Source organism: Nocardia sp. NPDC049526 (genome assembly GCF_044465765.1).
In the GTDB taxonomy this organism is placed as follows: Bacteria; Actinomycetota; Actinomycetes; order Mycobacteriales; family Mycobacteriaceae; genus Nocardia.
Map to the genome: position 1 here is coordinate 1 of NZ_JBITMA010000021.1, position 12,668 is coordinate 12,668.

Annotated in this window: 10 protein-coding genes; 5 read left to right on the forward strand and 5 right to left on the reverse strand. The window is 67.4% G+C overall.

Annotated features, from left to right (window positions below):
- Positions 1 to 218: 218 nt before the first annotated feature.
- Complete coding sequence (gene fbaA / locus ACIBW7_RS39150; RefSeq protein WP_397055716.1) at positions 219 to 1,253, forward strand: class II fructose-bisphosphate aldolase; 1,035 nt, start codon at positions 219 to 221, stop codon at positions 1,251 to 1,253.
- Positions 1,254 to 1,284: 31 nt separating this feature from the next.
- On the forward strand, positions 1,285 to 2,403 hold the full coding sequence (locus tag ACIBW7_RS39155; RefSeq protein WP_397055512.1) for a BTAD domain-containing putative transcriptional regulator: 1,119 nt from the start codon (positions 1,285 to 1,287) through the stop codon (positions 2,401 to 2,403).
- Between the two features lie 4 nt (positions 2,404 to 2,407).
- Here the strand turns inward: ACIBW7_RS39155 and ACIBW7_RS39160 are convergent, their stop codons facing one another.
- Positions 2,408 to 2,740, reverse strand: a complete 333-nt coding sequence (locus tag ACIBW7_RS39160; protein ID WP_397055514.1) for an excalibur calcium-binding domain-containing protein — start codon at positions 2,738 to 2,740, stop codon at positions 2,408 to 2,410.
- 334 nt (positions 2,741 to 3,074) lie between these two features.
- On the opposite strand from ACIBW7_RS39160, the gene ACIBW7_RS39165 reads away from it, so the two are divergent.
- On the forward strand, positions 3,075 to 4,529 hold the full coding sequence (locus tag ACIBW7_RS39165; RefSeq protein WP_397055516.1) for a DUF4185 domain-containing protein: 1,455 nt from the start codon (positions 3,075 to 3,077) through the stop codon (positions 4,527 to 4,529).
- Positions 4,530 to 4,539: 10 nt separating this feature from the next.
- On the opposite strand, the gene ACIBW7_RS39170 is transcribed toward ACIBW7_RS39165, so the two are convergent.
- Together ACIBW7_RS39170 and ACIBW7_RS39175 are read right to left on the reverse strand one after the other, a co-directional pair.
- Entirely contained in the window at positions 4,540 to 5,610 is a 1,071-nt protein-coding gene (locus ACIBW7_RS39170) for a fused (3R)-hydroxyacyl-ACP dehydratase subunits HadA/HadB (RefSeq protein WP_397055518.1), read from the reverse strand.
- Between the two features lie 116 nt (positions 5,611 to 5,726).
- Positions 5,727 to 7,226: a hypothetical protein gene (locus ACIBW7_RS39175; protein WP_397055520.1), complete on the reverse strand. Its 1,500-nt coding sequence runs from the start codon at positions 7,224 to 7,226 to the stop codon at positions 5,727 to 5,729.
- Positions 7,227 to 9,057: 1,831 nt separating this feature from the next.
- Here ACIBW7_RS39175 and ACIBW7_RS39180 point away from each other — a divergent pair.
- Both ACIBW7_RS39180 and ACIBW7_RS39185 read left to right on the forward strand, forming a co-directional pair.
- Entirely contained in the window at positions 9,058 to 9,507 is a 450-nt protein-coding gene (locus ACIBW7_RS39180; RefSeq protein WP_364487856.1) for a DUF3151 domain-containing protein, read from the forward strand.
- A 27-nt stretch (positions 9,508 to 9,534) separates the two neighbouring features.
- Positions 9,535 to 10,710, forward strand: a complete 1,176-nt coding sequence (locus ACIBW7_RS39185; protein ID WP_397055523.1) for an aromatic acid exporter family protein — start codon at positions 9,535 to 9,537, stop codon at positions 10,708 to 10,710.
- A gap of 294 nt (positions 10,711 to 11,004) precedes the next feature.
- Here ACIBW7_RS39185 and ACIBW7_RS39190 read toward each other — a convergent pair whose 3' ends face one another.
- Together ACIBW7_RS39190 and ACIBW7_RS39195 are read right to left on the reverse strand one after the other, a co-directional pair.
- Positions 11,005 to 11,790 (reverse strand): site-2 protease family protein, encoded by a 786-nt coding sequence (locus ACIBW7_RS39190; protein WP_329415217.1) that lies wholly within the window; start codon positions 11,788 to 11,790, stop codon positions 11,005 to 11,007.
- Positions 11,791 to 11,792: 2 nt separating this feature from the next.
- Positions 11,793 to 12,455 (reverse strand): hypothetical protein, encoded by a 663-nt coding sequence (locus ACIBW7_RS39195; protein ID WP_397055525.1) that lies wholly within the window; start codon positions 12,453 to 12,455, stop codon positions 11,793 to 11,795.
- Positions 12,456 to 12,668 lie beyond the last annotated feature (213 nt).

Genomic DNA, 12,668 nt, shown 5'->3' on the forward strand with positions numbered 1-12,668 from the left:
TCGCGTCCGAGCCGTCGAGACTCGCGACTTCGTCGCATGCGCTTCGACGACTCGGACGCGAGACGGGCCGCGAACTCCTCGCTCGTAAGACTCGCGCCGTCGTGGGCCGCCTGAGCACGAACCATCTCCTCCTGCCCATCGAGCGGCACGAAAGTGCGCTGGCTTACTCTGAGTGCTGACAGAATGGTCTTTTGCCGCACAACACGGAGGTCTTCACAGTGCCCATCGCGACTCCGGAGGTCTACGCCGAGATGCTCGGTCGGGCCAAAGCGAACTCCTTTGCCTTCCCGGCCATCAACTGCACCTCCTCGGAAACCGTCAACGCGGCCATCAAGGGCTTCGCCGACGCGGGCAGCGATGGCATCATCCAGTTCTCCACCGGCGGCGCGGAGTTCGGTTCGGGCCTGGGTGTGAAGGATATGGTCGTCGGCGCGGTCGCGCTGGCCGAATTCGCGCATGTGATCGCCGCGCGCTACGACGTGACCATCGCGCTGCACACCGACCACTGCCCCAAGGACAAGCTGGACACCTTCGTGCGGCCGCTGATCGCCATCTCCCAGGAGCGGGTGAACGCGGGCAAGAACCCGCTGTTCCAGTCGCATATGTGGGACGGCTCGGCGATCCCGATCGACGAGAACCTGGAGATCGCCAAGGAGCTGCTCAAGGCGACCAACGCCGCGAACATCATCCTCGAGGTCGAGATCGGCGTCGTCGGCGGTGAAGAGGACGGTGTCGAGGCCGAGATCAACGAGAAGCTCTACACCTCCCCCGAGGACTTCCAGAAGACCATCGACGCGCTCGGCTCGGGCGAGAACGGCAAGTACCTGCTCGCCGCTACCTTCGGCAATGTGCACGGCGTGTACAAGCCGGGCAATGTGGTGCTCAAGCCCGAGGTGCTGGCCGAGGGGCAGCGCGTCGCGGCGGCCAAGCTGGGTCTGGCGGCGGACGCGCAGCCGTTCGATTTCGTCTTCCACGGCGGTTCGGGCTCGCTGAAGTCGGAAATCGAGGATTCGCTGCGCTTCGGTGTGGTGAAGATGAACGTCGACACCGACACCCAGTACGCATTCACCCGGCCGGTGGCCGGGCACATGTTCAGCAACTACGACGGTGTGCTCAAGATCGACGGCGAGGTCGGCAACAAGAAGGCCTACGATCCGCGCAGCTACCTGAAGAAGGCCGAATCGGCCATGGCGGCACGTGTCGTCGAGGCGTGCAATGATCTGAAGTCCGCGGGTCGCTCGATCAGCGCCTGACCCTATTTACCCTTCGGGGGGCATTGAGCACATGGTTTTGGATGTGCGCGTGCTCGGGCCCGTTCGACTGCTCGTCGGTGGTGAACCGGTGGCGGTCGGCGGGCCCAAGCCGCGAGCCTTGCTGGCCGCGCTGACCGTCAATCGACGGCGCGCGGTGGCTTCGGCTGCGCTGGCCGATATGGTCTGGAACGAGGATCCGCCGGATTCCTACGCCGCCAGCCTGCAGGTATTCGTCTCGAATATCCGTAAGGCACTGCGTAATTCGGGTGTGGATCCGGCGCTGGTGCTGCGCACCGAATCATCCGGCTATCGACTCGAGATCCCGGAGGATGCTTGCGATCTCGGCCGCTTCGAGGCGGCCAGGGATGCGGGCACGCGCGCCGCCGAGGTCGGCGACCATGTCGGCGCATCGCAGCTGTTCGGAACTGCGTTGCGCGAGTGGAGTGGTCGGGCACTGGCAGATCTGGCCGGATTGCAGTTCGCCGACGGTTTCGCCACCGCGATGGACGAGGAGCGATTGCAGGCCGCCTCGGCTCGTATCGATGCCGAAATCGCCTGTGGGCGTGCGTCATCGGTAATCGGCGAGTTGGTGTCGATGACCAATGAGCATCCGCTGCGCGAACCGCTGTGGGGTCAGCTGATCACGGCGCTGTACCTATCCGGCCGACAGGCCGATGCGCTGGACGCGTGCCGTCGGGTGCGCACGGTGCTCGCGGACGAACTCGGTATCGATCCGGGCCCGGTCCTGGTCGATCTCGAACAGCGGGTGCTGCGGCAGGAACCGCTGAGCACGATGGAGCTCAAGCGCACCGAGCGGCTGGCCGCGGCGATGACCGAGACGGTCACCGAGATGCCGCGTGCGGTCCGCAGCGGTCAGCTTCGCATGCCGGACGGCCGGGTCACGGCAATCGCGCAGGGCGGCATGCGAATCGGCCGGATGACCGATAACGATCTGGTCCTCGACGATCCGAAGGCCAGTCGCTACCACGCGCACATCATGCCGAGCCGGGCCGGACTGCTGATCAAGGATCTGCATTCGGCCAACGGCGTGTACGTCAACGACGAGGCGATCGAGAGCGGCGCGCTGCTCGCCGACGGCGACAATATCCGAATCGGCGCAACGGTTCTGGTGTTCCAGGCCGTCCAGTAATCGCTCAGTCGCAGGCGATGCCGTCCCCATCCGGATCCAGATACGAGTTAAACCCGGGCTGCCCGCGATAGAGCGGCAACTCCCCCTCGGCCCGAACCTGATCGCAATCGGTGTAGTACCTCGGCGACTCCTCCTCCTGCGACTTCTCCGGCGGCGGTACATTCGCCCCTTTCGGCCCCGGCCGATAGGACGGCACCGGAAGCGAACTATCGGGCCCGGCAACGAATTGGACGGAATCGGCGGCGGCGATCGGCGACGCGATCGCCATACCGCCGACCACCAGACAGGCGGCGCCGAACGCGGGTACAGCACGGCGATAGATCAGTGAAGCGTTCACATCCTCCATCCTGCTCCGCTTTCCGCGCCTGCGTCAGGGCCGTCGAATGAGAACCACCGGAGGCCCTTTGCTCCCCCGGTGGACGGCCACTCACCCCGACTCGAGTTGTCGTGTCGTGGACGGTAGCAGGCGGTTGGGCTGCGGTCCCGAAAATGAAGTAGGAGTTTCCTGTTAATTCTGGATGTCTGTGCGGCACATGGGCGATTCGGTCGGTAAGTCGGTCGGGGTAAAGAGGACAAAACGGGTAGGGTCGGGCGCTGGTGCACAGCATCGCGGAGAGCATTGATGCGGCCTGACGGGTGTCCATTTTGCGCGAGATATCGAGGGGTTGCGGATGACTCTGCGGTGGGTGGCGATGTTCGGTGCGGTCGTATGTGCGGCCGGGGCGTTGACGTGCGCGGCACGAGCCGGTGCCGCGCCGGAGGAGACAGGGCCGGTGGCCGGGCCGTGTGTGACGGATCCGCCTGCGACGCATGAAGGCTTGGTACCCAAGACGCTCGATGTGCCGATTCCGTATCCGGTGATCACCGTGCTGCCGCCGGATCGGCCGGAACCCGCGCCGGTTCGGACGCGGATGCAGTTGCCGTCGGATCCCTGCACGAATCCGTGCCCGGATCTGACCGACTTACCGGCATTGCCACCGAGTCCGGCCGGCCAACTCGGCATTCCGGAAATTCTGTTGAGCCCCAAGCCTTTCCACTTCGCGATTCCGGGACCGGGACCGGATCCCGGTCAGGTGCCGCCGCCTCCGCCGCGGGTGGATCCGTCGATCGAACCCGCCCCTTCGACTGCGGCTCGGCCGACGCCGCGGGTCGGCGCGGTCACCGAGGTGGCCAAGCAGACCGGCGCGAATTCGGTCAATCGCACCGATAAGCGCTGGCAGGTTGATGGCACCGATCTCGGCATCATGTGGGAGAGCGCACCGGGGGAGATCGCGACCGCCTTCGGTGACACCGTTGGACGCGGCTTTCACCCGCCGGGCGGAATGGGATCGGATTGGCGCAGCAATGTGCTCGCGTTCAGCACCGATCGCGATCTCGCCGACGGCATGACCTACGACCGGATGGTGACCGACGACCGCTGCCACGCGGCCGAGGTGCTTTCCAGCCGCAAACTCGACAATGTCGAGGTCACCACGATTCCGACCTCCGGATTCGCACTCGGTGAGCGGCAGTACCTGAGCTACATGTCGATTCGCACCTGGAACAGTATTCCGGGCACGTTCCTCACAAATTACGGTGGGATCGCGTATTCCGATGATCACGGTGAGACCTGGACCAAGGATCCCTACGCGCGCTGGGACAACATCTTCGGACTCGCGAATTTCCAAGTCAGCGCGATGGTTCCGCAGGGCGACCATGTGTATATGTTCGGCACCCCCAATACTCGGCTCGGCTCGGTCGGCCTCGCACGCGTACCGAAGGATCAGCTCCTCAACACCACCGCATATCAGTACTGGCGGGACGGAAACTGGACTCCGGTAGGCGGATTCGGCTCCGCGAGCCCGATCGTCGACGCACCCGTCGGTGAGTTGTCGGTACGCTTCGACGCCTCCCGAAACGTCTGGCAGATGAGCTATTTGGATACCGCGAAAGCGGCACTGGTCGTCCGCGAAGCGAATTCACCGCAAGGAGTGTGGTCCGATGGCGCACCGACGGTGACGGTGCGCGAATATCCGGAGCTCTACGGTGGATTCATCCACCCCTGGTCCTCGGGTTCGGACCTGTACTTCAATATTTCGACCTGGAGCGACTACAACGTCTATCTCGTGCACGCGACCATCGAATGAGGTTGCGCCGCTAGGCGAAGCGAACCTCGGCGATGGCCCGGCCGAAGAGTTTGCGGCCCTCCGAACTACCCGCGAGCACAACGGTCGCGGTCCGTCTACGCGGATCGAGCGATTTGATCTTCCCGCTGAATTCGACGGCGCTCGGCGCCGCGGCGGTCACCGGAACGAATCCGGCGAACCGCACGCTGAACTTTTCGATGGCCGTCGGATCACCGAGCCAGGAGGTCAGATAATCACCGGCCAGGCTCATCGTCAGCATGCCGTGCGCCACCACGGTCGGCAGTCCGGCCAACTGGGCCGCGCGCTCGCTGTAATGAATCGGGTTGGGATCGCCGGAAACCCCCGCATAGTTGGCCAGATCACCACGCGTCACCTGCGCGGTCTCGGCCGGGAGCTGATCGCCGACGGCTAGCCGGTCGAAGTCCGGGAGCGAGCGCACCGATGCGCTCCGCACCGCAGGCTGTCCGGGGGCCGGGGCATCCGCGGGCAAGGCGACCAGCGGGCCGCCGGCCGGCGCCGTGATATCACCGACGGTGACCGGGCGCGCGTGCATCATGATGTTCTCGACGGCGGCCGCGATATTCGGATCCACCTCGACGCCGCGGCGCGCCACGATGGTGGTCGAACCCGATTGCACGATCTCGCCGTGCTGGTTGGTCAGCGAGAACGTCACCAGGATGAAGTCGTTATCGCCGAACTGGCGGATCGAGTCGATCACGATCTCGGTGCTGAGCCGGTCGCCCGCCAGGATCGGTCGGGTGAGCTCGAAGACCTGGTCGGTCTGCAGGATCTGGGACAGGTCGTATTCGGTGAGTACCGAATCCAGCAGGGCTCGGGTCGCATTGATGCCGATGACCGAGGCGAAGGTCGGCGGCGCGATGATGCCGTCGTAGCCGAGCTCGCGCGCATCGGGCTCGGAGTAATGCGCACCGTGCCGACTCTGCGTCGCACGGGCGAACTCACGGACCTTCTCCCGGCCGACCGAATAGTGTTCGCGCACCCGGAACCGGCTTCCCGCCAGCGTGGCTGTCTGCTCGACCACTTCGACTTCCGGCTTTTCGATTGTCTGCTCCCTGACCATGATCCGGGCCATGCTACTGGCGAACCGGTCCGATGACCAGGTAAGTGTGACGTTCGCTACCGGTTAGAGGGCTTACCTTTTTGATATGTCCTGCTGGACTGGGCGTCACCGTTCGGCTAGGGCGTCCCGGCAGTCGGCGGGTCACAGACCTTCCAGCCGTCGGCGGTCTGCTCCAGATCGAAAGTCCGCGCCGAGCGCTTCGTCGGATCCGCGTCCGTGTACACGGTGGCCTGCGCGATCGCCGTCTTATCTGTGATCTTGATCGCATCGACGCTCGCCACCACGGGAATGTTCTTGCGATCCATCGACAGCTGGTGCACGCCCGCGAACTGGTCCGCGGCAATGCCCTGATAGAAGTCGTGCAACTGTCCGCAGGTGGTGTTGCGCAGCGCCGCGAGATCGCCGGATTTCAGCGCCTGGGTGTAATCGGTGATGGTGGCGCGCACCTTGGCCTCCGGGGAGTTGTCGCCCCGGCCCCCGATGAGCGCGACCGCGAGCCCGATCACCGCGATGAGCGCCACCGCGGCCGCGCCGATGAACAACCAGCGCCTCGACCGCTCGGCCGGTGCCTCGGCCGCCGCCGGTTGCTGACCGGGCGGCGTGATTCGCTGCGGCTGGGCCATCGGCCGTGATCCGGTGACCGGCTGCGCGGGTCGAGTCTGCTGGGTATCCGCAGGTGACGGGGCCGACGCGACCTGCCGCGGCCGCCCCGGCCCGCGCGGTGCCGAGGGTGAGGTCTCCTCGACCCCCGGCCCACTCTGCGAAGTCCCTTGTGCCCCAGCCTGTTTCGGACCGGCCGCCGGGCGTGGTGTGCTCGGCGGCTTGGTGATCGGTGCGGGTCGTGCCGCAGGCGGGACGACGCGGTCGGTACCGGGCTTGGTCCCGGCATCGGTCCGCATTCGCTGCGTGGCGTCCTTGTCGACCGGCTTATCGGCCGGCCTCTGAATCGGCAGTGCGACGGTCTTCTCGGCATCCAGCTTCGAAACCACCGGCATGGCGACGGTCTTGTCGTCCGCGCCCGCCAAATCCGGCTCATCCGGCTGCGGCGGAGCAGCAGTCGCTCCCTTGCTCGTCGACTCGGCCTTTGGATCGACCCGTCGCATAACCATGGTCGCCGCATCCGCACCCGCGGCATCGTCGACCTCGTCGGCTGCTGCCGCAGACTTGGCCGCAGCCGAATCCCGCTGTATTACAGCGGTTTCCGCAGCGGATCCGGTTGCCGATACGGGGGTGTCGCCTGGTGACGGGGTTTCAGACGGCGGTTCAGTTCCCGTCGGAGTGGTCGATTTGGCGGCACTTGATGCGGTCGCCCCTGCGGTGGGTGCCGCGGACTCGTCGCCTACCGCTTCGGCCGGGTCAGCGTCGGTTCCTGCGGCGGCCGCAGCGGCAGTTCCACCTGCCGCAGCAGCAGCGGACTTTGCCGTACCGGCAGCGGACTGGGCGGCGGGACCGCCCCGTTTGATCACGACGGTCGGTGTATTCGGCCCGGCGCCAGTATCGGCTGCTCCGCCGGAACCGGCAACTGGCGTCGCCTGACCCGGAGCCGCCGCACCCGGCGCCTTCGTGGAAGCCGCCTTGCCCTCGACGCCACCACGCGAGATCTCCGTGGTCTTCACCTCGGAATTCGCCGCGTCACCAACGGAACGTGTGGAATCGGCAGCTGCGCCCGGTTTCGCGGAACCGGGCGCACGCGTGGCCGCGCCGCCATCCCGCTGGCCCGCGCCACCCGGCTTGGTTCCGCTGCCGGGCGCCGGAGCAGGTGAGGCTGTGCCGCTGTCTGGCTGGCCTGCACCGCCTGGCTTTGTTGCGCTACCCGGTGTTGGAGCAGACGGGGCAGTGCCGCCACCTCGTTGGCCTGCGCCGCCGGAGTTGGCTGCGCCGCCCGGCGCGGGAACGGATGAGGCACCGCTATCTCGTTGGCCTGCGCCGCCCGGCCTGGTTGCGTTACCCGGCGTGGAAGCAGGTGGGCTGGCGCCACCTCGCTGGGCCGTGCCGCCCGGGTTGGCTGCGCCGCCCGGCGCGGGAGTAGACGAGGCTGCGCCGCTATCTCGTTGGCTTGCGCCGCCCGGCCTGGGTGCGTCACTCGGCGTTTGAACGGATGGTGCTGCGCCGCCACCTTGTTGGCCCCCGCCGCCCGGCTCGACTGTGTTGCCCGGTGCGGGGGCGGGCGAGGCGCTGCCGCTATCTCGTTGGCCTGCGCCGCGTGCTGCGGTTGCGGTGTCCGGCCTGGTTATATTGCCCGGCGCGGGAGGCGAGGCCGCGCCGGTATCTCGCTGGCCCGCGTTGCCCGGCCTTGTGACGCCGCCCGTGGTCTGAGTGGATGGGGTTGGGCCGCCGGCCGGTTGGCCTGCGCCGCCCGGAGCGGATGTTGATGACGGCGCATTGGCTGCTCCGCCCGACTGGCTGGGTGCCGCCGGCTTCCCGAGCGCGGCGATATCCCCGGTCGCCGCACCCGACCCGCCCGACTGCCCGGCGCTGGGCGACGGCTGCTTCCGCGACGAAGCTGCAGGAACAGGCCGCGTCGGTGCGCCGGCCGCACCTTCTTTCGCAGCCGAACCACTTCCCGATGGCGCGCCGGATCCTAGCGATACGCTCGGCCCCGACGAGGCGGGGACCGGTCGAGTCGGAGCAGTGGCCGAGCCGGCGCTGCCTCCCGAAGCACCAGGCCCCGACGGGGTGCCTGGCCGGGAGGGAGTGCCGGGTCTCGAGGGCGTGGGGATCTGTCGGGTCGCCGCGGTGGCCGAGTCAGCGCTGCCTCCCACGCCACCAGGTCCCGAGGAGGTGCCGGGGCTCGCGGGGGTGCCGGGTCGTGAGGAGGTGCTGGGTCCCGAGGAGGTGCCGGGGCTCGCGGGGGTGTCAGGTCCCGAGGAGGTGCTGGGTCGTGAGGAGGTGCCGGGGCTCGCGGGGGTGCCGGAGCCTCCGGTTGGACCGGGGCGCGTAGGAGCGTTGGATCCCGACGAGCTGGGCCCTGACGATGAGGGGAACGGTCGGGTCGCGTCGGCTGCGCCATCCTTCGCGCCGGCCCCGGCTGCCGAGGAACTGCCCGGTCCCGACGGGGCGCCGGAGCCTGCTGCGGGACCGGGGCGCGAGGCCGCGCCTGATCCCGGAGACTTACCCCGCTCGGAGGGGTTGGGCGATGTGGGTGTCCGGTCTGCGGGCGCGGTTGGGCGCGGGTCAGCTGCCGCTTCGGCGGGGCGGCCGGGATTTTGCGCCGGGCTCTTCTCGTCGTTCGGGTCGGACACCTATAACCCCTCGGTCGGGCGGAACAGTTTGAACTCGACGGCCAGCCTAGCCAGCAATTCGGTCGACTGTGAGGATTCCCCTGCGCCGTACTCCGCCTCGTCCGGCTCGACAGCGGCGGCCGGGCGGGAGAGGTGGGCTGGGCACTGCTCAGCCAGGGGAACGCCGTGTCGGCGCAACACGCGCGAGCAGTGCACAATGAACCGCATGACCTCGTTCGGTGACTTGCTCGGACCGCAACCGGTACTCCTGCCCGAAGACTCCGATGCTGAGGAGGCGCTGCTGAACAAGGCCGATCCGGTGCAGGTCGCGGCCGCGCATCCGTCGGCTTCGATCGCCTGGGCCCATCTCGCCGAGGCCGCGTTGGAGCGTGGCGGGGCCGAGGGCGATACGCAGGTGGTCAATCACGACATCGTCGCCGCGTACGCGTTCGCGCGCACCGGCTACCACCGCGGCCTGGACTTACTGCGGCGCAATGGCTGGAAGGGTTTCGGGCCGGTGCCGTGGAGCCACGAACCCAATCGCGGTTTCCTACGCAGTGTCGCCGCGCTGGCCAGGGCCGCCAGGGCGGTCGGCGAGACCGAAGAGTATGCACGCTGCCTCGACTTGCTGGAAGACTGCGACCCGCGGGCCGCGGGTGAGCTCGGCCTCGACTAAGTGATTGCAGCATCGCGGAGCGATTCGATGAGGGGTGGTGGTCGGGCGACGGGTGGGCTCGACCCGAACTCCCCGGTGGGCGTCGCCCGCGACAGCAGCGTGGAAAAGTTGCGCAGCTCGTGGGCGCGTCTGCGATTGTCCGCGCTGCCGATTCTGCAGTGCGCGGTCGGCGCGGCGCTGGCCTGGTTTATCGCGCACAAAATAGTCGGGCACACCCAGCCATTTTTCGCACCGACCGCGGCCGTGGTCTCGATCGGTATTTCGTTCGGCGCCCGGCTGCGCAGGTCGGTGGAATTGGTGGTCGGCGTCGCGGTCGGCATCGGTATCGGCGACCTGTTCATCACCCGAGCGGGGACCGGCGTCTGGCAGATCGCCCTCGTCGTCGCGGTGGCCATGGCGCTGGCGGTATTCCTGGACGGCGGTTCGATCATCACCATGCAGGCCGCCGGTTCGGCGGTGCTGGTCGCGACGCTGCTGCCGCCGTCGGCAGGCGGCGGCTTTTCGCGCATGATCGACGCGCTCGTCGGCGGGTTGGTCGGCGTGGTCGTGGTCGCATCGATACCACTGCATCCGGTCCGTCGGGCCCGCGAGCAAGCCGCGGAAGTCCTTGCGGTACTGGCGAAGTCGCTGCACGACTGCGCCGACGGTCTGCTCGAGCAGGATCCGGAGAAGATCCGCACGTCCCTGACCAAGGCCCGCGCGACCCAGCCCCAGATCGATGGATTGCGCTCCACACTGGAGGGCGGCCGCGAGATCAGCCGGATCTCTCCGCTCTATTGGAATTCCCGCCAGCGCCTCGACCGCATCCGCGCCACCGCCGACCCGCTCGACAATGCCGTTCGCAATACCAGGGTGCTGCTGCGCCGTTCGCTGACCCTGGTCCAGGACGACGAAATCCTCGACCCGCGACTGATCGAGGAACTGGAGCGCCTGGCCCAAGCTGTCGAGGTGGTGCGCCGGATGATGCTCGCCGATCCCGGCCAGCAGCCGGATCAGGCCGAGGCCGCCCGGGTGCTGCGCGGCATAGCCAAGGCCGCGCGACCGGAACTCGTTGAGGGCGCGGGGCTTTCGGCTCATGTGGTCTTCGCGCAGATGCGCTCGATGCTGGTCGATCTCATGCAGGTCTGCGGCATGCAGCGCATCTCGGCCATGGCCCTGCTGCCCCCGACGGTCCCGAATCCGCATGTGCCGCCGGAGGAATGAGCCGACTACTCAGCGGATTTCGGACATATTTCCGCCGCTGCGCAACCGCATGCCCGGCCCCGGCACCCGAATCATGATCTTCACGTAGTCCGCTACTCGTGTTCGCAGCTGCCCGCGGTCATAGCCTCGAGAGGCAACCGCGGTTACGAGGGGTAGCGCGGTTGGGACGCTTCGCCCGGCGGCGAACCGCCCTACCGGCCATATGGTGTGGTGGCCGGGCGGGTACGGGCGCGCAGCGGTCGGGCGAAGAGGTCGCCCGGTCCGGGAGGTCGGACCGGGCGGCCGGGGTACCGGCTAGGTCCAGAACCGCGTCAGCCAGCTGCCGTACCGCGACCAGTCCGCATCGACCCCGGACAACTCGTACAGCGAGTACACCGCATCGAAGAACACCTTGTTGATCGACGGCGTGAACAGCAGCGCGAACAGGATCAGCATCCCGAACGGCTTGAACTGGTCGAGCGCCCGCCGCGTCTGATAACTCAGCGACGGCTCGACCACGCCATATCCGTCCAATCCGGGCACCGGCAGAATGTTCAAAAGCGTTGCGGTGATCTGCAGAAACGCCAGAAAGCTCAGGCCGTACCAGAACGCGCGATGCGAAGTGTCACTGCCGAAAAACCGCACGACCACCAGCAACAGCACCGCGCACACCGCGTTCACCGCGGGTCCGGCACCGCTGATGATCCGCTGCATGCGCGCACTGACGTTGTGCGTGTGCACGTAAACCGCACCGCCGGGCAAGCCGATACCGCCAAGTGCGATGAACACCATCGGCAACACGATCGACAGCAGCGGATGGCTGTATTTCAGCGGATTCAGCGTGAGATAGCCCCGCAACTCCACCTCGCGATCGCCCGCCCGCCACGCCGTGTACGCGTGCGCGAATTCGTGCAGGCACAGCGTGACGATCCAGCCGAATACGACGAGCAGAAATACTCCGAACTTCGCCCGTGTCGACTGCACATCGGCGTCCCATGCGAGCACGCCACCGGCCACCGCGATCGCGATCACCAGCAGGAATATCGGGCTCGGCCGCCGCGAAACACCCAATGCGGGGCGGCCGTCTCTCGGGAAACGCATCGTCAACGCACCAGCAACCAGTCTTCGTGATGCCGATAGAACGACGACCGCGGCAGCACCCGATCGTTGGCGATGCCGTCCCTGGTCACCACGGCTCCCGGTGTACCGAGCTGCGCGGCCCGCCCTTCCAGCCAGCGGCGCCTGCGGATGATGTTCTTCTGCACGCTCGCCCGCACTCCGGGCATATCCAGCATGGGGGAGACGACCATCGCGTCGACCTTGCCGGAAAACAACTGGGCGTCGTCCACATAGGCCTCGCCCTCGAGCTTCTCACCACCGGGCCCGGTGATCTCGGCCCGCCCGACCAGCACGGTTCCGGTGTCGTCGCGAATCAGCGGGGTTTCGACGGGCCGACCCCCTACTGCCCGCTTGGCGGCGGCATTGCCGGTGCCGGTCTGGTAGGCGCGCGAGCCGTAGGTCTTTTCGACGGGCACGTACCCGATCTCCACATGCAGTCGCTCGGTCCGCATCAGATGGGTCAGCACGGAGGCCAGGGCGGCATCGTCGCCGAGCACGATCAGCCGGGGCAGGCTGTCGGCGGCGAGGACGGGCAATAGCTCATCGATGACGCTGTTTTCCGGGATGGCGGTCGTCTGCGAGAGCGGCAGCGACGCGAGGGCGATGGGTACCGGTGCGCCGTCGCAACGGAGAACGTGGGTACTCAAACTGCCGTACACCCTCCTCGGTTCGGCCGACAACCCGTCGGTCACCCTCGCCACCTGTCGGCGGACCTCTGGTCCGCCAGTGCCTCGCAACCATAGCTGTGTTTTTGGCCGCGCGGGCGCGGCGTGTTCGCGGCCCCTGGGTGTCTCGCGTCCGAACCGTCGAGACTCGCGACTTCGTCGCATGCGCTTCGACGGCTCGGACGCGAGACGGGC